The organism is Ktedonospora formicarum (genome assembly GCF_016587355.1).
Classification (GTDB): Bacteria; Chloroflexota; Ktedonobacteria; order Ktedonobacterales; family Ktedonobacteraceae; genus Ktedonobacter; species Ktedonobacter formicarum.
In genome coordinates this window covers 1,552,212-1,575,677 of the sequence record NZ_BNJF01000002.1, presented here as the reverse complement: position 1 = coordinate 1,575,677, position 23,466 = coordinate 1,552,212, and the positions used below count along the sequence as shown (strand labels likewise).

General features: G+C 50.7%; 19 protein-coding genes and 6 pseudogenes. 14 read left to right on the top strand and 11 right to left on the bottom strand.

Annotated features, from left to right (window positions below; genetic code table 11):
• Nucleotides 1-65: 65 nt before the first annotated feature.
• Both K3T82_RS25665 and K3T82_RS25660 read right to left on the bottom strand, forming a co-directional pair.
• A complete protein-coding gene (locus K3T82_RS25665) occupies nucleotides 66-395 on the bottom strand; it encodes a hypothetical protein (protein ID WP_220196536.1) in 330 nt (109 codons plus the stop codon).
• A 295-nt stretch (nucleotides 396-690) separates the two neighbouring features.
• Entirely contained in the window at nucleotides 691-1,185 is a 495-nt protein-coding gene (locus K3T82_RS25660; protein ID WP_220196391.1) for an Lrp/AsnC family transcriptional regulator, read from the bottom strand.
• Nucleotides 1,186-1,311: 126 nt separating this feature from the next.
• Here K3T82_RS25660 and K3T82_RS25655 point away from each other — a divergent pair, with 126 nt between their 5' ends.
• The 7 genes and pseudogenes from K3T82_RS25655 (at nucleotide 1,312) to K3T82_RS25625 (ending at nucleotide 8,835) form a co-directional block, all read left to right on the top strand.
• Nucleotides 1,312-2,016 (top strand): B3/B4 domain-containing protein, encoded by a 705-nt coding sequence (locus K3T82_RS25655; RefSeq protein ID WP_220196390.1) that lies wholly within the window; start codon nucleotides 1,312-1,314, stop codon nucleotides 2,014-2,016.
• Between the two features lie 224 nt (nucleotides 2,017-2,240).
• Nucleotides 2,241-3,215: a proline dehydrogenase family protein gene (locus tag K3T82_RS25650; RefSeq protein ID WP_220196389.1), complete on the top strand. Its 975-nt coding sequence runs from the start codon at nucleotides 2,241-2,243 to the stop codon at nucleotides 3,213-3,215.
• A gap of 119 nt (nucleotides 3,216-3,334) precedes the next feature.
• A pseudogene (locus K3T82_RS50050) lies at nucleotides 3,335-3,512 on the top strand (DDE-type integrase/transposase/recombinase); the annotation flags it as partial.
• Between the two features lie 218 nt (nucleotides 3,513-3,730).
• A complete protein-coding gene (locus K3T82_RS25640) occupies nucleotides 3,731-4,072 on the top strand; it encodes a 5-formyltetrahydrofolate cyclo-ligase family protein (RefSeq protein WP_220196388.1) in 342 nt (113 codons plus the stop codon).
• Between the two features lie 73 nt (nucleotides 4,073-4,145).
• Nucleotides 4,146-4,397 carry an aminoglycoside adenylyltransferase domain-containing protein gene (locus K3T82_RS50045; RefSeq protein WP_420799324.1) on the top strand — a complete coding sequence of 84 codons (252 nt, stop codon included), beginning with the start codon at nucleotides 4,146-4,148 and terminating at the stop codon, nucleotides 4,395-4,397.
• 814 nt (nucleotides 4,398-5,211) lie between these two features.
• Nucleotides 5,212-7,461 carry a glycosyl hydrolase family 18 protein gene (locus K3T82_RS25630; protein ID WP_220196386.1) on the top strand — a complete coding sequence of 750 codons (2,250 nt, stop codon included), beginning with the start codon at nucleotides 5,212-5,214 and terminating at the stop codon, nucleotides 7,459-7,461.
• Between the two features lie 126 nt (nucleotides 7,462-7,587).
• A complete protein-coding gene (locus tag K3T82_RS25625; RefSeq protein ID WP_220196385.1) occupies nucleotides 7,588-8,835 on the top strand; it encodes a chitinase in 1,248 nt (415 codons plus the stop codon).
• Nucleotides 8,836-8,898: 63 nt separating this feature from the next.
• On the opposite strand, the pseudogene K3T82_RS25620 reads toward K3T82_RS25625, so the two are convergent.
• The 5 genes and pseudogenes from K3T82_RS25620 to K3T82_RS50035 form a co-directional block, all read right to left on the bottom strand.
• A pseudogene (locus K3T82_RS25620) lies at nucleotides 8,899-9,033 on the bottom strand (transposase); the annotation flags it as partial.
• Nucleotides 8,996-9,517 carry a winged helix-turn-helix transcriptional regulator gene (locus K3T82_RS25615; RefSeq protein ID WP_220196383.1) on the bottom strand — a complete coding sequence of 174 codons (522 nt, stop codon included), beginning with the start codon at nucleotides 9,515-9,517 and terminating at the stop codon, nucleotides 8,996-8,998. The gene K3T82_RS25615 and the pseudogene K3T82_RS25620, both read right to left, overlap by 38 nt.
• A 150-nt stretch (nucleotides 9,518-9,667) precedes the next feature.
• Entirely contained in the window at nucleotides 9,668-10,549 is an 882-nt protein-coding gene (locus K3T82_RS25610) for an SDR family oxidoreductase (RefSeq protein ID WP_220196382.1), read from the bottom strand.
• A gap of 442 nt (nucleotides 10,550-10,991) precedes the next feature.
• A pseudogene (locus tag K3T82_RS50040) lies at nucleotides 10,992-11,438 on the bottom strand (DinB family protein); the annotation flags it as partial.
• Nucleotides 11,439-11,489: 51 nt separating this feature from the next.
• A pseudogene (locus tag K3T82_RS50035) lies at nucleotides 11,490-11,792 on the bottom strand (NIPSNAP family protein); the annotation flags it as partial.
• Between the two features lie 292 nt (nucleotides 11,793-12,084).
• On the opposite strand from K3T82_RS50035, the pseudogene K3T82_RS50030 reads away from it, so the two are divergent.
• Both K3T82_RS50030 and K3T82_RS25595 read left to right on the top strand, forming a co-directional pair.
• Nucleotides 12,085-12,216 (top strand): annotated as a pseudogene (locus K3T82_RS50030) (hypothetical protein); the annotation flags it as partial.
• A 27-nt stretch (nucleotides 12,217-12,243) separates the two neighbouring features.
• Nucleotides 12,244-12,411: a zinc-binding dehydrogenase gene (locus K3T82_RS25595; protein WP_220196379.1), complete on the top strand. Its 168-nt coding sequence runs from the start codon at nucleotides 12,244-12,246 to the stop codon at nucleotides 12,409-12,411.
• 25 nt (nucleotides 12,412-12,436) lie between these two features.
• Here the strand turns inward: K3T82_RS25595 and K3T82_RS25590 are convergent, their stop codons facing one another.
• Nucleotides 12,437-13,210 carry a DUF6585 family protein gene (locus K3T82_RS25590; RefSeq protein ID WP_220196378.1) on the bottom strand — a complete coding sequence of 258 codons (774 nt, stop codon included), beginning with the start codon at nucleotides 13,208-13,210 and terminating at the stop codon, nucleotides 12,437-12,439.
• A gap of 223 nt (nucleotides 13,211-13,433) precedes the next feature.
• On the opposite strand from K3T82_RS25590, the pseudogene K3T82_RS47840 reads away from it, so the two are divergent.
• Nucleotides 13,434-13,538: pseudogene (locus tag K3T82_RS47840) on the top strand (IS6 family transposase); the annotation flags it as partial.
• Nucleotides 13,539-13,899: 361 nt separating this feature from the next.
• Here the strand turns inward: K3T82_RS47840 and K3T82_RS25585 are convergent.
• From K3T82_RS25585 to K3T82_RS25575, 3 genes are all read right to left on the bottom strand, one after another.
• Entirely contained in the window at nucleotides 13,900-14,301 is a 402-nt protein-coding gene (locus tag K3T82_RS25585; RefSeq protein ID WP_220196377.1) for a nuclear transport factor 2 family protein, read from the bottom strand.
• 31 nt (nucleotides 14,302-14,332) lie between these two features.
• Complete coding sequence (locus tag K3T82_RS25580; protein WP_220196376.1) at nucleotides 14,333-15,853, bottom strand: FAD-dependent oxidoreductase; 1,521 nt, start codon at nucleotides 15,851-15,853, stop codon at nucleotides 14,333-14,335.
• A gap of 176 nt (nucleotides 15,854-16,029) precedes the next feature.
• Nucleotides 16,030-18,294 carry a winged helix-turn-helix domain-containing protein gene (locus K3T82_RS25575; protein WP_220196375.1) on the bottom strand — a complete coding sequence of 755 codons (2,265 nt, stop codon included), beginning with the start codon at nucleotides 18,292-18,294 and terminating at the stop codon, nucleotides 16,030-16,032.
• A 1,752-nt stretch (nucleotides 18,295-20,046) separates the two neighbouring features.
• Between K3T82_RS25575 and K3T82_RS25570 the strand changes: the two genes are divergently transcribed.
• From K3T82_RS25570 to K3T82_RS25550, 4 genes are all read left to right on the top strand, one after another.
• Complete coding sequence (locus K3T82_RS25570; RefSeq protein WP_220196374.1) at nucleotides 20,047-21,000, top strand: hypothetical protein; 954 nt, start codon at nucleotides 20,047-20,049, stop codon at nucleotides 20,998-21,000.
• 765 nt (nucleotides 21,001-21,765) lie between these two features.
• The gene (locus tag K3T82_RS25560; RefSeq protein WP_236031521.1) at nucleotides 21,766-22,137 is read left to right on the top strand and encodes a glyoxalase superfamily protein; all 372 of its coding nucleotides are present in this window, start codon (nucleotides 21,766-21,768) and stop codon (nucleotides 22,135-22,137) included.
• 193 nt (nucleotides 22,138-22,330) lie between these two features.
• Entirely contained in the window at nucleotides 22,331-22,783 is a 453-nt protein-coding gene (locus K3T82_RS25555; RefSeq protein WP_220196373.1) for a pyridoxamine 5'-phosphate oxidase family protein, read from the top strand.
• Nucleotides 22,784-22,951: 168 nt separating this feature from the next.
• Nucleotides 22,952-23,437: an iron chaperone gene (locus K3T82_RS25550; protein WP_220196372.1), complete on the top strand. Its 486-nt coding sequence runs from the start codon at nucleotides 22,952-22,954 to the stop codon at nucleotides 23,435-23,437.
• Nucleotides 23,438-23,466: the final 29 nt, after the last annotated feature.

Here is a 23,466-nt window from a genome sequence, read left to right as displayed (position 1 = left end):
TCATGTTTGGAGTATACATCACATTACTATGATTGTCAAGGTAGTATTTTAATAATGATACTTTGCTAAACAAACCGAATCTCCGTTCTTGTGTGACCTTCCTGGTAAAAGTGACAAGATAGGGCTTTGTTCAGCTTCTTTCTTCTCTCGGGAGGCTTTCGTGCCTGTTTCTTTTCCTCAAAATGGATAACGTCAAGCGAAGAAAAGGGTGGTTCCTCAGCCTGGGGTGTTTCATCCGTTTCCAGGGAAAGAAGACTCAGCTTCAAACGGCACAGCGTTCCCAGCACTCCATGCAGCGCCGCCTGATCGAGGAGCGTGCCAGTGAGCCGGGTCGTTCCCATGACATCGTGGAGAATGGTTAATCCTCCCAGCCATTCTTGCCAGGACGGGTCCATGTGCCCTTTCGCCTAGGTGTGGCAATGCATCTCGCGTGTGTTCTCTGTTCCATTTCTTTCTTTTCATAAGAAGAGTATAGAGAAGATCTGGGTGAGACAGGCTCATCTAGGTGGGTAATTGAGCGTGGGTGATAAAAAAGGATATGCATTTTTGCAAAAGCCTCCCAATTGGTGAGAGGAAACGTCTACCATCTGCAAAACAATCAGTCTCAGCAACTTTAAAGCCAATCAAGGAACGATGCTGCTTATGCTCTCGGCTCTTGTGGGTCTCAAACTCAAATAAGCTGGGAAGAAATTATGTCTGCGCAGTTGGTTCTTTCCCATTCCACCATGCTTCCTGCTTGACACTCTCTCCTGATATCAGAGAAGAGAGCACAATGGACGTAGCAGGTTCGCCGTAGGGAACGAGCCGATTCACCACCTGCTCTAGATGGGAGACCGATGAGACAATCACTTTGAGGTGATAACTATCCGTACCCGTCACGCGATGGCACTCAAGCAGTTCAGGAAAAGCGCTGACGAGATCAGTCCCTTGTGGCAATGGCATCTTCAAAGTCGTTATGCGAATGACGGCAGTGATCGGTAGCCCAACTTTTTGTGGGTTGACCTTTGCCCCATAGCCAAGAATGATTCCGGCATCTTCCATCTTTCGCACCCGCTCAGCCACCGCAGGAGCTGAGAGCCCCACACGTCTTCCTAACTCATGGAAAGAGAGACGCGCCTCCTGTTGCAATTCTCGCAAAATGTTCCATCCAATTTCATCGAGGAGTCCATCATCGTGGAAAGCCATAAACCCTTTTCCCTTTCTCTTTGCAAAGTGCTCATAGCATATCACCGTTTATTTCGTCTGTACAAGTGCCGGTCCATTCTCGTATGATTATACTCCAATCATCTGATGAGAAAAGAGGGATCTGGTATGTATTTCCACATCGAGCCTGCGATATTTGAGCGTTTTCCCAGGATGCGTGTTGTCGTAGCCGTTGCACAGAGGATCGACAATCAACGGGTTCGACCCGAGCTGACGACTCGGTGGCACACCATCTGGAAACGCGCTGCGAGCGAGGCACATCTCTATGGCAATGCACAATCACATCCACATGTGCAAGCCTTTCGCGAACAGTTTCGGGCGATGGGCGTTTCCAACAAGAGGTTTCCCAGTGCCATTGAAGCGCTTCTGCGCAGAGTTCTCAAAGAAGACACACCATTCCACATTAACGCGCTCGTCGACTTTTATCACACGGTCTCGCTGCAATATGTCGTTCCTGTCGGTGGTTTTGATCTGGATGTCCTACATGCTCCTGTGCTCGCACGGCTGACCCGTGAGGGGGATCAGTTTCAAGCGCTCGATGATGATCTTTCTCAATCGCTCTCCCCAGGAGAAGTCGCTTACGCCAGCGGACAAACCGTTCTCACCCGTCATCTGATGTGGCGTCAAGCGTCTACCGCGTTGCTGACGAACGCAACATCCTCCGCGCTCCTGATTGCTGAGATACCAGGGGACATCGGGGAAGAGGTTGCGGAAACGGTCCAAAGGGAACTGCGAACAGGTCTCCAGGGCTATTTTGACGTGCCTGCGCTTACATTTATTCTCGACGAAGACGCTCCCACAGCAGTTTGGTAACAACCAGTTACTCTGGTTGAAGCCGCTTGCGAAGCCAATCAAGGGGCAATAGGCCCGAGACTCTCGTCCTTGTGACGCTCAATCGCGAATGCGGCAATTTTACCGAACTTCGCGGCTTACGAGATGCCCTCTGGCCCCTATTGTATGCTGCAATCGACCGATGGCTAAACTCATCAAGTGGACGCATACAGGATTTTCCCGACTCAAAGAAAGGATCGAATATTTTGCAATCTCCTGAAGAATTGGATGCATCTTTTGCCTTGAAATCTATCGCGCGCAATATTCCCCTCAAATCTTCCCTCCAGCAGATGCCCACGGTCTATTCCATCCTCTGGTCTGCTGCCCGACGATTTGTCACGGGCGAAACACGGCAGGATGGAGTTGACACGGCTAAATTTGTGGCGGCACAGGGCTATGGTGTGTCTTTAGAATACATTGGAGAAAATACGGCAACGAAGCAGGCTTGTCAAGCAGCAGTGGACGAATTTGTCGCATTAAGTGAAGCAATAGAAACAGCTTCACTTCCCAAAGGCACAACGATTTCGCTCGATCTTTCCCATATAGGTCTTTCCGTGAGCCAAGAATTGGCCCTGGACCATCTCCATTATCTGGCTGAAAAGACCAGAGCGCGCGACCTCTCCTTAATGGTGAGTATGGAAGAATCAGATAAACTTCCCGCTATCCTTGCTGTCTACACCCAGATAGCTGCGCGACATCCACATGTGGGCATTACGCTACGAGTGCATCTCTATCAAATGCAGCAAGACCTTGAGGCATTGATGCACCTGCCTGGAAAAATACGCCTGGTTAAAGGAGTGTATCAAGAACCTGATGAGCGTGCCATGAACCGCTCTGAAGAGCTAGACGAGCGCTTTCTCTCGTTCGTCCAGTTGCTCGTCGAGGCCCGTCATCCGCTCTCCATTGCCACCCACGATCAGCATCTTTTGCAGGAGATCGAGCGGCGACAACTTCTGGCGGCTCCTCATGTTGAGGTGGAGATGCTCTACGGCATTCGTCCGGATCTGTTGAGGCAGATGCAGCAGGCGGGATACCAAACTCGCCTGTACTTGACGTATGGGACGGAATGGTATTTGTATCTCTGTCATCGGCTGGCAGAATATCCTCCCAATATCTATCAGGCGCTCGCTGATTGTGTCCAGCCTTCCAGAACAGAACAGCTTGTGAGCAACTACATCTAGGTGGGCTGAGCCATAATCTGAGAGTTTCCAAACCAAGCGATGAAGTAAGAATAATTGCGCGAGCAAAGACATTGACTGTTTTAAAGAGGCTAAGTGGGGAAAGGGCAGGCGCTACTTTCTATTGTGCGATTGACCGCGATGGCAATCTAGTCGATTCACGTCTGAGCGAGAAGCGGAATACGGAAGCGGCAAAGCAGTTCTTCAGCCAGGCTGTAGCAACGGTTGATCACGTCTCGGAACGGGTAACGACCGATGGATATGACTCCTATTCCACGTGCCATTCGCGAGACGATGGGAATCTCCTTATTCTTCCCCAATGCAAGCCAGTCGTCAATCGTGCTGATGGGAATGTCCTGGGTATTTAGCTGGTGATTTCATCATAAAAGGAGCCGCCAGCAAGTAGCGACTGTTCTGCTTCATCCTTTGGGGATGAAGCAGAACAGTCGCTTACCAGGGAATGTGATGAGAACTGGAACATGAGAGAATGTTTTATCACAATGAGACACTGGAGGCATATGAAATACATTGAAGCTGCAATTATCTTGTTGGGATTTCTTATTGGAGCTCTAGTTGGTTGTCTTATCCCTCTGTACGACGGGAATGCCGCGCTTCTCGGAGCTTTGCTTGTGCCAGCTCTTGGTCCGCTAGGACTTTTTTTTGTCAAGCAGAGACATAAGAAAATGTCCCTAGAGGGGCGGAACCAGCAGAACCAGGTGCTGCATCAACATTATGTAGGAAGTGCTAATTCCAAGACAGGACAGGTGCTTTTTTCTTTGAGAAATTCTTCCATCGCTGATACTCTCTGGTCAGGCGCTAGAAGGTTGTTGATGAATCCCAGAACGACACATTTTTCCTAATATCGTCCTCCCTCTTTGCCTATTTGTATCGGCAGACCCAAATCCCTATAGAAATCGTTTCTTCCAGGCTTACTTGGTTTTGAATTATGCGCGAATGCTGCAAGATCTTCACGAAGGTCGCATTAGCTCCAAGTTAGAAGGAGCCGAGTGGGCTAAACAAATTTTAGATCCGCATTGGAAGTCCCTGATCGACTTTTGTTGGCAAGAACGGCAAGATACTGAAATTCCCATACACCAATCAGCTATTCCAGAAAAGTTCGCGGAAGTACTCAGGTTTGTAAGTTACGTTATGGAAGCAGCAGCAAAATACAAAGTAGACGAGTAGCTAATCTTGGTTGCGATAGCCTCCACGATGGCCCTCCATTCATATCACCAATGATTTCATCAATCTACGACCGCCGCAAAGCCCAACGCTACTGCCCGTTCTGCCGTTTCCTTATCTACTACGTTGGCGAGGGGTTAACAAATTGTGACGCCAGTTTTCTTGCACCTCGTTCATCTCATTTGCGGTCTTGCTCTGATCTTCTTCGTCCTCTGGCTCCTATGGAATATTCTTCCGTTTACGGGAGCCTGAGAACTTTATGAGGTTTCGTAGTGCAAGCCAAGTATAGAGGCACATCACACAACTGAGTTATACAAACTTACTAATGTTTTTTTATCCCACACGCAATACATACATTCCTGGTATGCTCAGGCTGATTCGTCAAACGTTCAGCAATCGTGATGTTCATTTCGCGTAGCTGGTATAGACATCTTGACATGCTTTGTGGTAATACGTTACACTAACATAGAAAGTAGAGGAGTTGAGGTATAAGGCTTGGTTGTTTTGTTACCGAGCTTCTGATCCAGTTTCGCGTTGCATGCGCCTATGTGGTAGAGAGGAGCAGGGATTGCGTCTCTTCAGACATAGTCGCTGGTCAACTAGTGTCCCGGTCAAACGTACAAGTTACGTTTGACCGGGGCATGGAACCTTCATTGTGGGAACATGGAATAACGCTTACATGGCGAGGGCACAACTGGATCGGATCCTACCCAAGCCTCATCCCTCATGGTGTACTTCTCTCAGGCACATATGAGATCGAGACAGGCAGCACACGGCTGACATTATGTCGGCTCGAAGTTCATGCAAGGAGTTACGCATGTCAAGAAAAATGGTGTTGCAACTGGGAGCGGCGTTTAGCCTGCTTTTGCTGTCAATCGTTGTAGTGCTTCAAGGGGCACCGAGCGCGCGAGGAGCATCCCTCGCCACCAACATTACGACCCCTACAAACGTGCATGTTACCGCCACCGGCCCTCAATCAATCACGCTTTCCTGGTCAGCTTCGACGGATAACTCGGGTACTGGCGATGTTCCTGCTTACTACGTGTATAATGGCTCGAACATTGTCGCGACCTCTATGGGAACCTCTGTGACCGTAAGCTCACTGCTGCCATCGACAAGCTACACATTCTCGGTCCAGGCCTACGACAAGGATGGCAATACATCGACGCAAAGCTCAACTGTTTCCGCTTTGACGCAGGCCGTTGGCAGCTCTACGTATCAGAAAATGGCTTACTTCGACCAGTGGAGCATATATGGAAACGCCTACTATCCGTCGAGTGTGGATAAGTCGGGAGCAGCCTCGAAACTCACGACGATCCTCTACGCCTTCGAGAACATTGACCCCACCAATCTGACGTGCTTTGAGGCTATCAAGGCCTCCGACTCAACCAACGAGAGCAATCCCAACGCAGGCGACGGAGCCGGAGACGCCTATGCCGATTATCAGGATAGCTATAATGCTGGTAATTCTGTCGATGGCACAAGCGACTCATGGAGCCAGCCTATCAAGGGAAACTTTAATCAGCTACGGCAATTGAAGATCAAATATCCGAACCTGAAGATCATAGTTTCTCTCGGTGGTTGGACCTATTCAAAATACTTCTCTGATGTCGCAGCGACCGCTGCCTCGCGTCAAAAGTTTGTCAGCTCCTGTCTGTCCATGTTCGTCAAGGGCAATCTACCACAGAACATCGGTGGGGATAGCTCCGGCGGTACTGGAGCTATCGCAGGGCTCTTCGACGGCTTCGACATTGACTGGGAGTATCCGGGCGTGCTCGGGCATACAGGCAATCATTATGGCACGCAGGATAAGGCGAACTTCACGCTCTTACTGCAAGAGTTCCGCAATGAACTGGACAGCTATGGCGCAAGCGTTGGCAAGCACTTCCAGCTTACGGCGGCACTCCCCTCGGGTCAGGATAAGATCGCTCAGATCCAGACAAATCAGATAAGCAACTATCTCGACTATGCCAATATCATGACCTATGACATGCATGGTGCCTGGGATGCCACCGGCCCAACGAATTTCCAGGACCCTCTGTATGATTCACCCAGCGATCCTTCGCAGGCCATCCCTCCCGGCAGCAAGAAGTACAACATTGATACGTCTATCAAAGCCTGGACCACTGGCCTGTCGGATTACGGTATCACGGGAGGCTTCCCCGCCAGTAAGATAACGATGGGTTTTCCTTTCTACTATCGCGGCTGGACTGGCGTCTCGGCTGGCAGTAATCATGGTCTCTACCAACCAGCTACCGGACCAACCCCAGCGTACTCGACCAGTCAGACAGCCGGTCTTGCCGATTACAAAGAACTGCTCGCGGCAGGTCTGATTGGCAATGCAAGCTACAATTTCTTCGATTCCACCACGCAAGCGGCATGGATTTACAATGGCACCAACTTCTTCACTGGCGAGTCCACGCAATCCATCAATGCGAAAACCACCTATATCAAGAGTAGTGGCCTGGCGGGAGCTATGATGTTCTCGCTTGAGGATGATAGTGCTCAAGCCACCTTACTCACAACCATCACTTCAAACCTCGCTGGTGGCCCAGGAGGCGGCGGCACACCAACCCCTACACCCACACCGCCAAACACGCCTACTCCAACACCTATGCCTACCCAGACCAGCACGCCGACGCCGACGCCTACTCAGATCAGCACACCGACGCCTACACCACCTCCTGGCAATCTGGTCACCAATGGTGGCTTTGAGACGGGCAATTTGAGCGGCTGGACCTGCGCTAGCGGAGATACCGTGATCTCTTCGCCAACACATAGCGGCTCGCACGCCTTACAGCTCACGACGAGCAACAGTTCAACTGGGGAATGCGATCAAACGATTACGGTACAGGCCAACCATACCTACACGCTAACTGCGTATGTCAATGGCTCATATGCTTACCTTGGCATCACAAATGGGAACTCTACCTGGACATCTAGTACCAGTTATTCCAAACTTAGCCTTACCATTACGACTAGTGCCTCTCAGACGAGCCTCACTATCTATGTCCACGGTTGGTATGGAACCGGAAATGTAGATGTAGATGACGTTACGTTAACCTAACATGACAACTCTCAAGGGAGGCACACATGACCCGCCAGTGCCTCCCTGTACATGGACGCAAGCCAATTCGGTGGGGAGTCTCCTCTTCCCACCGGAGTGAAATCTTTCCAGGGATGGAGAACGAATATGGTGAAGAACCTACGACTCGGCCTAGGATTTACCATCCTCGCCGGGCTGCTCATGATCTCTCTGCTCCTTTTTGCGAATGACAGAACCTTCACGGCCAAGGCCGCCTCGAGCGCTCTGAGTGCGAACTGGTATAATGCCGCTCCCTATGTCATGCCGCTTGCTAATAATCCTCCCAGTCTCACATCCGTTATGTCCGCGACAGGGGCCAAAGCCTTTACATTGGCCTTCGTGGTCGCTAATGGCGGCTGTACACCTGCCTGGGAGACAGATTCCGGCCTTGTGAATGTCACGAACGATACGCAGATAGGGCCCATTATCTCTGCGATTCGCGCGGCAGGTGGCGATGTAGTGGTTTCGTTTGGTGGCTATGGCGGTACCAAGCTTGGCGAAACATGTGGCACGCCCCAGGCTACCGCGTCTGCCGAGCAGGCTGTGATTTCAAAGTATAACCTGAAAGCGCTGGATTTCGACCTGGAGGAGCCAGAATATGAGAACGCGACGGCTATTAACAACGAATTGGGCGCGGCCCAAATCCTACAACAGAATAACGCAGGCCTCTATGAGTCAGTGACAATTCCAGGGACTCCCAGCGGTACGGGCTGGTTTGGGCAACAGTTGTTAAACAACGCCAAATCGCTCGGTTATACGCCTTCTACTTACTCGATTATGCCTTTCGATAATGGCTTCAACGGCGCGAGTAGCCAGATCAGTGCCGTACAAAACTTCAATACGCTGTTGATGAACACCTTCGGATGGAGTAGCTCGACGGCCTATGCGCACAATGGCATCTCCTCCATGAACGGGCGCACCGATAGCGCCGAGTACTTCTATCAGTCGGACTTCCAGACGGTGTTGACCTTCGCCGAAAACAACCATCTGGCACGGTTTACCTACTGGTCCGTAAACCGCGATCGCCAATGTAATCCGCCCGATAACAATGGCACGCTTTCGGGAACATGCAGTAGCGTAGTACAGGGTAATTGGGACTTCACTAAGATCATTGTGCAGTTCGCGGGCGCGACTCCCCCACCAACGACGCCAACCGCCACGCCATCTACGCCAACTCCCACTCCAGGCGGTGGCGGCAATTGTGCTGGTGTCGCGACCTGGAGCCCAACTATTGCCTATGTGGGAGGCAACAAAGTGATCTATAACGGTTCGCTCTGGCAGGCGAAGTGGTGGACTCAAAACGATGTTCCGGGCGGTGCCGCAGGAGTGTGGACGCTGCTTGGTTCGTGTAGTTAGGCACACGAAGGGAGGCAATCTCTTGCTTGCCTCCCTTCTTACTGAGATGCACGAAGGGACTCACAAGCCATTGAAGACTTCGCGCAGGCTGCGCGTGCGCTGTCTGGCATCTTCGGGCAATAAGATCAAGTAGGGAGCGACAAAGGCCCATTCTTCGTCACTAACATCGGTCGGATAGGGGTTTCGTGAAGGAGTCATCCTTCATTTTCCCACCTCCTTGCTCTTGCGCTTTCCGAGGTGGGAACCACTCTGCGTTCGCGAACAGAAAGCCACCATGTCGTACGCTGTCAGTTATCTCGGAGAGAACTTTTTCTCTCTCCTTTTTGAGTGCAGCTTCAAGAGGCACGCTCCGGCTGATGTATGCTGGCCCAAATGCATTGCTCCATGACTGAAGATCGAGCAGTAACGGAATAAGCGCTAAACCTTGCTCAGTTAAAGAGAAAATTTCGCGGCGTTTGTCCTTTGGGTCGGCAGCTTTCGTAAGAATTCCTTGGCATTCAAGCCGTGCTAAACGGTCGGCTAGGATATTCGTCGCAATACGCTCGTCTGATTTCAAGAATTCCCCGTGCGTCCTTTTGCCAGCATAGACAATGTCACGCACAATAAGCAGTGTCCACTTATCGCCGAAGATCTCAAGTGCGAAGTTAATAGGACAGTCAGACCTTGGCTGATTCTTTTGCATTTGGTACCCCTGTTTTGTTGAATTACCGACCTCTCATCCCCTTTATTCCTTTGCTACGGTTGAAAAAGGATGGAAACGCTTGATTCCACTGAAGAATCAGCCCGACATTGAGTAGGGCTGATTCTTGCCTATCAAACCGAATGATCGATTTTAGGCGTGAGCAGTTTGAGTCCTCTGAAATATTTCCACATGCTGCGCAACAAATTCGGCAAATGTCGTTGGACGGATACCAAACAGTTTTTGTGTCTCAAGGAGTATGTTCGACTCAGAGCCCTTGCGTCGCTCACTGTAAAGCTCGTTCACAGCATCCGCCAACTGCTCCGGCATACCGAACGAAACGAGTTGCTGTCGCTCCTGTTCAGGTGTAACATTGACGTAGTGGATCGTCCTCCCAAGTGCCTTGGAAAGCTGCGCAGCAATATCGTTCATCGTCATCGAGTCAGGCCCGCTTAGTTCATACATCTTCCCTTCATGACCTTCAGTTGTCAGCACGACATGGAAGACTTTGACAAGATCGTGCACATCAATTGGTGCGATGAACGCGTCGTCCATAGGGATGAAGAATGAGTCCTGCGCGAGAACCGTCGGTGCATCGAGCAAATACATTTGCATGAAGTGGGCAGGGCGAATATGCGTCCATGCCATGCCGGAATCCTCAAGGTGTTCCTCGATCTCGGCATGCATGCGTAAAAAGCGGGCTGGGCTCTTTGTATCTGGATTCAGGCAGGACAGCTTTACGATGTGTCGTACACCCGCCTTTTTGGCAGCATTGATAAATGAGATCTGCGTTTCGGCCATTGCTACTGGGTCCGCCGTCGATAGAAGCACGGCTTTATCTACACCATTGAGTGCGTCATCAAGTGTCTCTGGCTTGAGCATATCGCCGACTGCAATCTCAATATTCGGATCATCTTCAAACATGATCGCGTTCTTAGCGTCCCTCGTGAGTATGCGTACTTGCTCATGATGTTTTCGGAATTCGTGAACGAGTGCCGTACCGGTCAGGCCAGTTGCTCCAGTAATGAGAATCATGATGTGCTCCTATCTTTTCGTTTGATGCACTCACTGCAGCGTTATAATTTGTTTGCAAAATGCAAACAAATTATAACGCTATTATGGCGGAGATGCAACAAAAAATGCTCCAATTTGGAGCATTTTTACCTCTGCTACATACCGTGGCTGGCAATTATGAGCCAAGTGAGAACCGCCGTTTCCAGTCCTTGAGCATTTTTCGAAATCGAGTCACTAACGGCCTCTAGGACGAACCAGTTTGCGTCCTCCTCCAAACCCTTGTTGATCGAGCCAGGCTGTCATCATGATCAAGCTGTTTTGTGTCCCCAGCGACTTCGCGGCCTTTCTGGGGCTGGCTATGACATCAGAACGGGAAAGACAGAGCGGAGAGACCCAGCACTGACTGAGTAACACGCAGAACGTTCAGCTTTGGCCGTTCCCTGGGGAGGAGAGAAAGGATCTTTCACTCCTCCGCGTGTTCAGCAAGAGCAACCTGTTGAGCCGTGTGGAGTTGTTCAATGTGCTCGGCAACTGACTCCAGTGGAGCTTGAATGCATTGCTGGAGCGTCATGGGGCCGTATTCGCCATGAATCCCCTCACGTGGTAGAGCGGAAGAGGGAAGAGCCGCAACGAGGGCGGCAAACCGTTCACACTGCTGCTGGAGATCCTCAAAGAGCACCGCTGGATCAGCCTGCTGATATCCATGCTCAAGAACCTCTGCGTCTTGATCATATCCCGGTAACGTGGGCCGTTTTTCATATGCAATCCGCTCGACGCGACGCGACCAATGAGACATTTTGTCGATCATATGACCCACCACCTCGATAGCTGACCATTCTCCCGCAGCTGGACGATGCCGAAAGATTTGCTCATCTCCTGCACGCAGTGCGTTGCGAAATGTCTGAGGAATCTCGCGTAATTGTGCGGCCCATTGGATCTGCTCGGCATTCCTGCTTTCCCCTTCAAAAACAGGACGCAGAAAAGTTCGTTCATAGCTGAGGATGCAGCGGGTCGTTTCCGCGAAAGCGAAGGCGGCCTGACATTCTTCATCGGTCAATATGCGCTCTCGATAGATTTCATAGGCAGTGAGGCTGGGAAAACTGAAGAGCGCAAAAGCAATATTGTTCGCTCCTTCATGAGGGAGAAAATATCCGTGATGGGTTCCGCCAAAGCGATTCACGAGCGGAATCCACAGGCGTGCATATGTTTCAAAATCGGTTACTTTGTACGGATCAATGACATAGCGTAAGTAACAGGTAATCATCTTTCAGATCTTTCCTCAATCTTTTTCTCTCTGAGCGTGTATTGGGTGAATAGGGTCTCACGTATCTCTGTCCAATTCACAGGAAAAGGCAGGATGACGTTGTCAAAAGGCCAAGTTTGCGTATCTCCCTATTCGTAATTGCTCGCTCGTACTCTCTTCTTACCACCCCATGAGTTTCGTGTCAACGAAACCGCTTCTGATAGGGCAAGAGAGCTACACAATCAACTCTGTGCTCTCCGTTCTGTCTGTATTTGTGGATTCCACTCATGGGTCGATTGGGAACAGGGCATCCTTGAATGGCATCTTTGCCTTTGCCATCTGGGTTGAGGCATGCCAGCAACTCTTCATCGCCCGTGATCACCTGGGAGTCAAACCGCTCTTCTATGCCCAGGTAGGCAGTTCCATCGTCTTTGGCTCAGAGATCAATGTTTAGCTCATCAAAGGGAAGCGGGTGCAGGTCAACACAACCCAACTAACCGAAATCGCCACGCTGATTGGTGAGGAATGCGTACGTGTCGCCTACGAGGCGGTACTGTCCCTCTTGGAGGCACGCAAGGCGCATGAGATCGCCAAGGCAAGCCATGCGCTCGGCAAGGTTATTCTGCGTATCGTCGCGTAAGCTATTGCAGGGAGAATACAACAGATTATGTCCACACTTCCTCATCTGGTCTATTTAGAATCCTTGTACAGAGCCGCTGAAGCACACGCAGATTAGGAACCTCCCCATAGACAACATTGGCCCAGGCAAAGAGCGTGTCATGCTCTTTGACCAATACATGACCCCGCACGACCTGGATATCCGCGACCTCGCTCCAGGGCAACGATCTCCCTTTGTAGTTGAGACCCAATTGATCAAGAGTGAATGGGCCATAGGAAAGCAGTTGACCCTGCTGGTAATTCTCTAGAGCTTCTGGGAAGAGCAGGCGTGTAGTCTCCTGCTCAATCATGCCTCCCAATAACTGGTTCGTAGAAAAGAAGTAGCCAAGTTTAAATTGACGACCGTCTCTACGCTGAGGGGTATAATTATGGGTAACACCTTTACTATTTCGTGTACACTTATGCCAGACGATGGCAATCTCATCCCAACGAATGGCCTCGACTCCATTGGCACGCACAGCGAGCAGCCCATACTCATGAACAGATATGCGCATCTTACGACATCGATAGAGGGCAATCAAACCTATTAGACAACTCAGGAGGATCATGGCGTAGGGGAGCAACCCGGGAGTAGAAAAAGACTGATCTCCTTTGAGAAAGGAACGATAAAATTGAAACGACGCCACTATAAGAAACAGCGCCACAAACATCATATGCACTCTGACATTGGGTGTGAATTCTCTGCGTAGTTCCCCCAGTTGATAGTTCTCTATCGTGTTTTGATCTTCATACGATTGTGAGTCGAACGACACAGGTTTCATTGCACTTCTCCAACCCTCATTACTCATATGCAAGAGCGGGATAGATACGGTTCCGCATATACTATAAAATTTTTACTCTTTCCATTAGACGCATATCTTAAATGAATCTCAAAACAATATTAAGCCCTCTAGTACGGTTGTGTTGCAGAATAAAGCTGATCCATTAGAGTGGAGGACCCCTATGACAGAGCAATACCTGTTCAAGATGCCGTCCCCATTTAATGGGAACTTTACATCAGCCTCTCGCTTTTGCAGGGCATTTGACGAGGTACGCCAGTTCTCTCGGTTTCGGACCACGAGAAAGTAATATGTTTCCCTCGCTGACTAACGCCATCACTTATGCCAACGATTGGATACCTTAAAAACCATGTTGCTGGTCGCCTAAACAGATTCAGATTGAAGGTAAAGCACGCCTGATAATATTTTGTGTTCTCAGTTCTAACACTTCCACGCCAATGCCAATTGCAATCTCGCCAGGCTGCTTCGCGTGCCTGGCGAGATTGCAACAAGCCACATAGATCTTGAAGCCCTGATAGGTGGTAAGCCGTCAACGTAAAGAGATCACCGCGTTACCATTTATAATACAAGCCTCAAGCACTAACCCTGGCTCTCCCGCTATATTCGTCATTCTCTCCTTTGAATGGGTTGCCATCATGCATTCTTCTGTCAATATTATATGAGCGCCAGATCTATTTTGCTGCTTCCTCATAGAGTGCCGCTACTGCCGGGTTAGGCCCAAAGTACAGACGAATGCTTTGAATCTTGCCCTCATCATTGACCTCGAAGACATCAATACCCTCTACCTGCGCTGTACGTCCATTCTTCGCCGTCAAGTGTCCACTATAGAAGATGGCAGCTCCATTGCCCGTGATAAAGATCTTATCCATGGTCACCGCAGTCTCTTCACAGGGTAACAACATCTGGCGTGCAACCTGCCGAATGGCCTCATGCCCAGTAATTGGCGAGATTTCTGCGACATTATACATAGATGCATCAGGAGCAAAAGCGTTCACAAATCCCTCTACATCAAGTGCGTTATTCGCGGAAAAGTAGGCCTCAATGGCGGCTCTGATTACCTTTTGTGATACCATCTATCTTCTCCTTGTCATAGTCGCTGTTATTCTACGACTGCAAAACCTCTTCTTCTGGAGAAGAGACAGCCTGCTCATCATAGTGAAACGAGAAGGCTGGAACAACTTCGTCCAGCACGGCCTCTATGTTCTGCTGATCGTAGCCCTGGAACAGATCGGCAAGTATCGTGCCCCTCTCCTCTGGTACTTCATCCAGCAAGAGATTGAGCATATGTACGTTGATGACATCGCGGGGAGATACGATCAGCGCGGTCATCAGCATATAGTTCATAAAAAGTGGATTGAACGCTCCTGTCTGTTGCTGCTTCTCGAACTGCTGTGTCTGCCGTTTGAGACTCAGGTCAAAGTACTTATGCAGGAACGCAATGTGCTTCAATGGCTCTGGGCCGCTATGCGTCACACCTGACCAGCGCAAGTCCTCAAGGGTGCTTAACCACCAGGCCGGGTAAATGGCATCCTGCATCCGCTGAAGCGCGATACGCTCAAAACCAGCTTGCGGAGCCCCTGGCTGCTCGCTCAAACATCCAGCAAGTGCTTCGGCTTCGATAGCAGCTACAGTCATGCCTTGTCCATAGACTGGATCGAAGTAGCAGAAAGCATCTCCTAGGACCAGCAAGCCAGCAGGCCAATTCTCCATCTGCTCATAGTGATGGCGAATACATTCCGGAATGCGGAAGCCACGTGGCTCCGTCAATGGTTCGGCGTCTCGTAACACCTCGGCTATCGCGGGGTTGATCAGGCGGGTCAAGCCCTCCTCGAATCCTTCTGCGGATGTAGAAGGATACTGCCCGGCTATGCTGGAAAGACAGACTGCCCAAGTGTCACCTTCAATCGACTTGAGCACGCCACCAGCAGAACTCCCTTTGGTATGATCATTTTCAATGACGATCAATGGCACTTGGCCCTTCTTCTGTTCGGGCGCCTTATAATAACGTGTGCTATAGCCAATCGCAGAGATCAAACGTTCATCTTCTGGCAGTTTATACCCCAGCGCCGTAAGCCACTGCGGGAGCTTCGAGGAACGCCCACTCGCAACAACTATCAGGTCCGCCATCAACGTCTCCTGCCGCTCAATTTGTCCGCGCTGTCGGATGTGAACTCCCGTGATCCTTGTGCGATCAAGACTAGTTTCCAGGCTTGTGACTTCCTGATGATAGAGGAAACGCACATTGGGTAAAGCCTGCACCCGTTGACGCAGCACCCACTCAAGCAAGGCTCTGCTATAAAACACTCCCTGAGCTGGCATCATCATTGTTCCATAGCGATTAATCCACTGCACAGGTTCCTGAATTGGAAACGCCCCCAACGCCAGCAAGTCATCGCTAAAACCCGGAAAGAAGCGCTCTAGAATCATCTCGCCACGCGGCAATACTTGATGTAAATGAAAAGACTGCGGGGAACCAGCGCGCGCCTCTGGCTTCTCAGGGCGCTCATCACGTTCAATGACCAGGATATCATCATACTGTTCAGAGAGTACCCGCGCGGTCAGTAATCCCGCAATGCCTCCCCCCATAACAAGAGCTTTCTTTTCCTGTTTAATATAGTTATCCATAATAATAATCCATTTCCCTTTTTACTATATTATGCATTACTTACTTCTTCTTTTCATCTATGCTTGCTCTCAAGCATCTGTTGGAAGTATAAAATGTCCAGGAGAAGGGCACACTCTCCTGGCGGGTAGTCAGATGGGTAGTTACGAGGGAAAGAGATGGGGTAGGATACCTACTGTTAGAGAGACTCGTCTAGCTTTAGGTAGCGCGCGGCCTCACTAGCTTGCAAACGATTGCTCACCCCTAGCTTCTGGTAGAGATGTTTGATGTGATACTTGATAGTATTGACCGACACGATCAGCTCGCGCGCGATGTCCTGATTGCTCCATCCAGCAGCCAGCAAGCGCAATACACGCTGTTCGTGTGGTGAAAGAGGTTCGGGGAGCAAACTGGAGGAGCCCGAAGTAGTTTGAGGAGCGCTCGTCTGCTCATACACTTGAGTTTCGGCGCGCAGAATGGTCTGAGCATACGCTCGTAGTGCCTTGTCCTCAATGGTTGGCAATAATAAGCGTAGCAGGCGTGTCAGAGGCTTGCCTTCGTTGAGAAAGAGACGGATATAGCCCTCGCGCATCGCTTGCAAAAGAGTTTGCCGTAGCCAGTAGAAAGCCTGCTGATCCTGCTTGCAGGTAGCATGCGCCAGCGCCAATAGCAATTGAATTTGAAGCACAACGCACTGATGTAAATGCTCCTGCGCGATTGGAAGAATAGACGCAAAATGCTGAAGCGCGCCCTCCACATCTCCCCGTGCCAGAAGCAACCGTCCCCGCGAGACCTGCTCTTCCAGGTTCTCAGTAATTGATGTGCTCTCGTCACTTTGAGATAGCAGCGGCAGACCGTCTTGTTCCAATGATACATCCCCCATTGCTATCCTCAAACGTGTGTGCCAGGCGCGAATGCGAGATAGAAACCAAAAACCGCCAGGAGTCCAGGTCGTCTGTGGCTTTTCCAGTAATATTGTTAGTTGCGCCAAAGCGGTGGCTGTCTCACCCTGTACATATTGCAGAAGAGTAAGTTGGAATGTTGCACTATCGGAGAGCATTGTAGCGTGGGGGCAGCGGTGTAGCACAATATCTTGTGCCTCCTGTGCCTGCTGCTCCGCACCTCTGAGGTCGTTCCACTCAAACGCCAGCCATGCCAGTTCTAGCAGGATATCCGCGGTCAACTCATCATCATTTAGTTCTCTAGCTTGGGCAAGGCTCTGGCAAAAATGGTCTCTCGCACGCCGAAGTTCGCCCTGAAGCGCATGACACTTGCCCAATGTTAAGTGGATATCGAGGGCAAGATACCTATTGCCAGGAGACACATTATCTTCTTGCGCACCGAGAAGGGTTTGTCGAGCTTCAGCTATCTGACCCATGTGAAGCTTATCTATGCCATCAAATAGCCGACACGAGCTACGATACATCCGCAAACGGAGATCCGGTTCATCCCCCTGAGGTAAATAAGCTAGTGCTTTCCTGGAGTAGTCGATAACCTGAAAAATTGGTTCCCCATATACCAAACTATTCAATGCCCGATGACTCCAGATGGTACCGATCCAGGCATAATTGCCGGCTTTCCGCCAGCCTTCCTCGGCCATCCGAAGCAACATCTCTACACGCGCACCCTGCGTTTCAGATAGCGGGACTACAGCAGCCACTGGTAGCGCCTTCTGCGAAAAGCGAAGTTCTACGGGAAAGCAGAGTTCGGTTGCAAAAACGAGGCAGAGCATTGGATGTTCCCGCAATACTGTTTCCGGTATATGCTCCAGCCAGCGCAACATCGTTCGTGGTTCATAGAACTCAATCTCAAAGGATAGCTCAATGAGCCTGGCGACCCGCTCCACATCATGTGCAAGCCAGGTCATCTCCACTGCTTCCATGAGCAGCCTCTCTCGTTCATACCAGGAGCTTGCCCGTAGCGCTAATACCTTCAGTGTCTCTTCATCCAGGCGACGGCTAGCTTCACGGCTCATGGCTTCCGCGAAGAGCGTGTGATAGCGATACCACCTACCCGGCCCTTCCAGGGTTTCCAGAAAAAGACCTGCCCGCTCGATAGCTTCCAGCCGCTCCGCGCTATCCTGCTGCCCAGTGACAGCATCACAAAGAGGAGCGGAAAGACGGCTGAGCATGCTAGTTTGCAGGAGAAAACGTTGGAGCGGCTCAGGCTGCGTCTCCAGGATTTCCAGCACAAAATAATCGAGCAGGGAGCGATGAGGAGTGGAAAAGCCCTCCGCTGCCGGGCTTCCCGTAGCATGCTCACCCAACGAGAGCAGCGCCTGCTCAACAGCCTGTGGCGTCTTCCATCCCGAGAGCGCCAGGGAGAGCAAACGCAGCCCGGCTGCCCACCCTTCGAGGGTAGCGTCAAGCTGGATGAGCGCCACCTCTGAGAGAGAGACTGGTAGCGCCTGGCGCAGAAAATGCTCCTCCTCTTCCAAAGAGAAACGTAAGTCGGCAACATGCAAATCATAGAGCACTCCTCTTGCGCGCCAACGCAGAAGGGCAGAGGAGGCTCTGATCGTGAGAGCAGTAACACATGGACCACTGGCGGCAGGTGGTCGATGAAGAATGTCAGCGTTTCGTGAATATGAGGCTCTGTAATGGCATGATAATCGTCTAGGACAAGCAATCCCCCAGGAGATAGCTCTGCGAGATCATTAAGCAGGTGTGTCAGCGCCCTTTCGAATGGTGGCTGTTCAAAGGGCGAGCGATTGGCTGCGGAGAGCAGTGCCAGTCCTTTGTTTATAGCGTGTGTCTCTCTCCCAAACAACATCTGACAAGCCCGCATCACATAGTGCCAGAACCTCAGAGGATCATTGTCACTACCATCAAGTGAGACCCAGGCCAGTGCGGGAAAAGCGGGCGACCCACGACGAGCAGCGAGCCACTGGTTCATTAATGTCGTTTTACCAAAGCCTGCTGGGGCCTGCAACAATGTGAGTTTATGCCCAATGCTGTAATCAAGCTGGGAAAGCAAACGCGCGCGCTCAACAAGGAGCACCGGAAGTTGGGGAGGATGCAATTTGGTTTCCAGCAGAGGCGGCATAGCACCTTCATAGTGTTTTTGCTGAAGAGGTTGACGCTCCACTGTAGATAGAGCTTGTGGAATCTCTATCTCTCCATGTATGCGCTCTGACAACGTAGCTGCGATTTTAGCCAGTCGTGCTACAGTCAGATCTTCCAGTCTCCCTAGGTATGCTCGATAGAGTATTCCCTGATGCTTACGATACGCTTTCCAGTACCAGCCTCCCCGGCTGTTTCCTACACGTTCTTTACGCGCCGTATAGGAGCCGTGAAGAGATTGGAAAGAGAAGGTTGTGGATGTTTCCTCGCATAACCACTCGAACCATCGCTCTGATCCAACAACGACTGAGATAGCCTGATTTTCTTCATAAAAAGAAAGCGTATCCTCGCGTACAGTAGGTGTTGATCGCGTCATGACCTGCTTCTCTTAGTGCTCCCCGACCTTGCCTCACTTTTTGAGGACAAGATGCATCCTGCTCAAAGTTCCCCAACAGTATATCACATGTTGGGGAACTTCACTCTCCCATCCTCTTTCTACGCAGATATGGCGCTATTCCGTTCTCCGAAACTGATCCATGTATGGACATGCCATACTCAGTGTTCGGTTCCTGCTTCAGTGCAGAGAGAAAGCCTTTCGCTCGTCTTCCACCTGCTCCACAGGCGTCACTTCCCGCAGAACCAGGGGTAGGATATCAGTCAATAAAATTATAATAGATAATGTATAACATAACATATTTCTTCCTTCATAATCATATAATTACATTATTATATTCGTAACATACATAACATTATGAATACACTAAAATGATCGCATCAGATAAAATGACCGAAAAGTGTCCTTGTTGTAAATCCCAAGATTGGGCGGGAGAAATCTGCAAAACGCTACGGGCTATCGTAAGCTGAGGAGCTTACCCTTTGGCTCTTTGTTCACCAGGATACCTCTGCCGATTCCGCCCTTAGAATGTTGGGATTTACAATGGAGGTATCAACGCGGCCCTGGTGGGTAATATGTTTGGCAGAGTTAAATCTAAAATCTTTCCCTCTATTTCCTAGCCTCTGCTCTGGTGATATGGTACGCTTGTTCCATATACATATTGGTTCAATCGCTTGCCCCGCCTGGAGGTGCATATTCCTGGCTAGACAACTCGCGCCTTCAGCGTTCGCCCCGATGGGGCATTTTAAATAATCAGGAGTTGGAACATGATGCAGAAGAGAACAAGCCACCATCTCCCCTTGATATCACCGCTTTCTTTCCTGAATTAGCTACCCTGGCCCGCCGAGCTGTACGCCTGCCCCCACGTCGAAACCCTGAACCTGGACCAGATGAAAGCAAGGTGGGCGGCACGTTTCTCTGGCCCGCCAACGAACCCTGGCTGATATGTTCAGTTGGTCATGCTCAGACTGAACCTCAACACAGACAGGATACAGAATTGCTGCGCAGGGAGGCGGGGTCCTGGGATCCTGTAAATGAGCGCAACAGAGAGTGGTATGCGAATGGTTCCCTCTCCAGAGAACCTGACCCAATGCCCGCAGGCCAGCCACATGGAGCCTATGTTGGGATCATCCAGCTGCGAGCTGATAATATCCCCGAACTTGTCTTTCCAGAAGGTTGTGATCTCTTTCAATTGCTCTGGTGTCCACGAGATCATGACCATAAAGAATACTCCTGCTGGGGGCCCGAATGCCGTGTGTATTGGAGACAGAGCAGCACCATTTCTGAGGTTCTGAAGGAGCAGCCAGTACCCACCATCTTCAACCCTGATTATATGCCGCAGGTCTGCCAGTTTATCCCGGAACGTACTCAGGACTATCCAGACATATTCGAGCTTCCCGAAGAGTTGCAGTACCGCATCTGGAGATGGGAAGAGACAGAGGCTGCTCAAGGCCACATATACGGCTACGGCTCCCATCTGGGTGCAGCTCCGGGTATGAAGATTGGTGATAATGTAGATTGGATTCAGGACCCCTGGCTCCCCCTGTCCTTCCTGTCAGCAAGAAATGAAACATTTACTAACGGTAGCAGTTGGGAATGGGATGGAGAGTCTTTCCGTAGGTGGAGACCTCTGGAGGAACCGCCCCTCGTGCATGGTGTGCCTCTGCAAGACGGCCAGGGCACGAGCAATCAGGCGTTTGGCCCAATTTACTAGCCATTACCTGGTGGCTTGAACAGGGTAAGCTGGACACTCCCAGAGAGATTGCCACACGCTGCGCGCTGCTTGCCTCGACCGGCGCTCTCGTTCTTTTTCCTCACCCACCCACAACCATTCCATTGGGTGAAGGCAACTCACCCCCTCGCGCTTTATACTTCTCACAGGTTCAACGAAAGGAGGAAAGTGCGAGCCATTCGATGCTGTGGTATCAAAGAACATCTGGACATCTCCTGGCAAGAATGGTTTGATGATCTTCAGGTTCTTCCCCAGGCCTCTGGCCCAACGATCTTGTAAGGTTCCCTGATCGATCAAGCAGCACTCTATCGGGTTCTGCTCAAAATCAACGGCCTGGGCTTGACCTTGCTCTCTCTCCAGACACGAGAGGAGGCTTCACAGCAAGGGAGAACTGAAAAAGCAATCGCTTCTGAGAAGGGCGAGGAGCACAATGACCAGAGCCATTGTTTCTTGCCAGACAAGCAAATTCCAAGCGAATAGAATGAAAAACGTTCAAATTGGCACGGGCTCGCTCCTTGCTCTAACGAGATTCCTCCCAACAGGTGGTCTTTCTCTTCAGGCAACTACTCCTTTTGGCATCCTTTTGGCGACTGTAGAATGCCTTGCATTCTGTTATTCTTTGTTCAGACGCGGTTCGGTAATCCTGGTGAACTAAAATGGCTCGCCGATCCCTCGCACGGTGCGAAGGCCGCGAAACGAAAGCAAAGAATACACTGTTTTATGATACCTGAAAGGTTGGTTATAACCATGGCTAATGAACAAATTCAGATGGTGATGATTGCGGTTACTGATATGGCAAAGGCCAAAGCCTTTTACGCGGAGCAATTGGGATTTCAGGTAACCACAGACTACGGACAAGGCGACCAGCACTGGGTGACGCTTGCACTCCCAGGAGGCGGTGCCACGCTGACGCTGTCGACGTTACATGGAAACATGAAGCCAGGATCGATGAGGATGTACCTCTCAACTTCAAACATTGAGGAAACCTACAACGGGCTCAAAGCAAAGGATGCTAAAGCCAATGATATAAAGGATGATCTGTATGGCCCGGGGTCTGGTGTCAAATGGTTTGACCTCCGTGATCCCGATGGCAACGTGTGGCAGGTGGTTCAGTCCTAGCCGCAACCACGTTGCGCGATCATCATTGCATGATCGCTTTGACCAACCTGATGGGGGCTGGCAGTCGCTCCCATCAGGTTGGGAGTGGGTCAGAACTGCTCAGACGTGTGCTGTCGGGCACACCGGCGCAAAACTGGATCAGGTGAGGCGTCGCGCCGATTGACACGATGTAAAGTAAAAATGAGGAGCATGTATGAAACAGTCCTGGCAAGATTTTGCGCTTGCTGAACCCGAACTCTCTTCTTTTGGCGAGATTCGCTTGAAAAGTGGTCCAGCGTTTCTGTCAACCGTTCGTACTGATGGGATGCCTAGAGTTCATCCTGTGACGCCAATTCTTGGTGAGGGGCATCTTCTCTTGTTTATGGAGCCAACATCTCCGAAAGGCCATGATCTCCAGCGTGGCTCAGGCTATGCCTTGCATTGTTGGGTAAGCAGCAATGATGGTGGCGAAGGAGAATTTAGGCTGACTGGGCATGCTCATTTCACTGAGAGTCCAGCCATGCGGGAGCTTGCTACTACATACGGATATCCACCGCAAGATCACTACATTTTATTCGAGTTGACTGTAGAAAGCGCGTTTTCAACGGTGTACTCCGCTACTGGTGAGCCAATACGGAAAAAATGGAAAAGCAAACAAGACTCTTAAAAGAGAAACATGCTGATGCCATAAGGGGACTGAATATGAGTGGGGATACGTGAAGAAATGCCGACCGGGGTTTCACCACCATGTGAGGCGACACATATCGAAAAGAATATATGTCCGCAATTGAAATGCGGTAAGGTTTTCAACCTAAATGAAGATGAGGAAATTGTTATGAGCCAGTCTGAAAAGCAAATCACGCAGGATTCCGCCAGGAGCACCGAAACACCTACCAACAAGTATAAGGGATTCTCAGAAGAGGAGCGGGCCGCGATGAAGGAGCGCGCGAAAGAGCAGAAGGCGGAGGCGCGCGCCAACAAGAACAGAGCAGAAGGAGAAAGCGACGTGCTCGCGAAGATCGCCGAGATGCCAGAACCGGATCGCTCCATGGCTATGCGGATCCATGAGATCATCAAAGAGAGCGCGCCAGTCCTTTCGCCGAAAACCTGGTATGGGATGCCCGCGTATGCCAGGGACGGCAAGATTGTCTGCTTCTTCCGACCTGCCCCCAAGTTCAACACCAGATACGCGACATTCAGCTTCGAGGATAGCGCGAATCTCGACGAAGATGATATGTGGGCGACCGCTTTCGCGCTGAAGGGGTTGACTGATACAGAAGAGGCAAAAATCGCTGCGCTCGTGAAGAAAGCGGTGGGTTAAGGGCTAAACTCGCCACTGGTGTAAAGCGT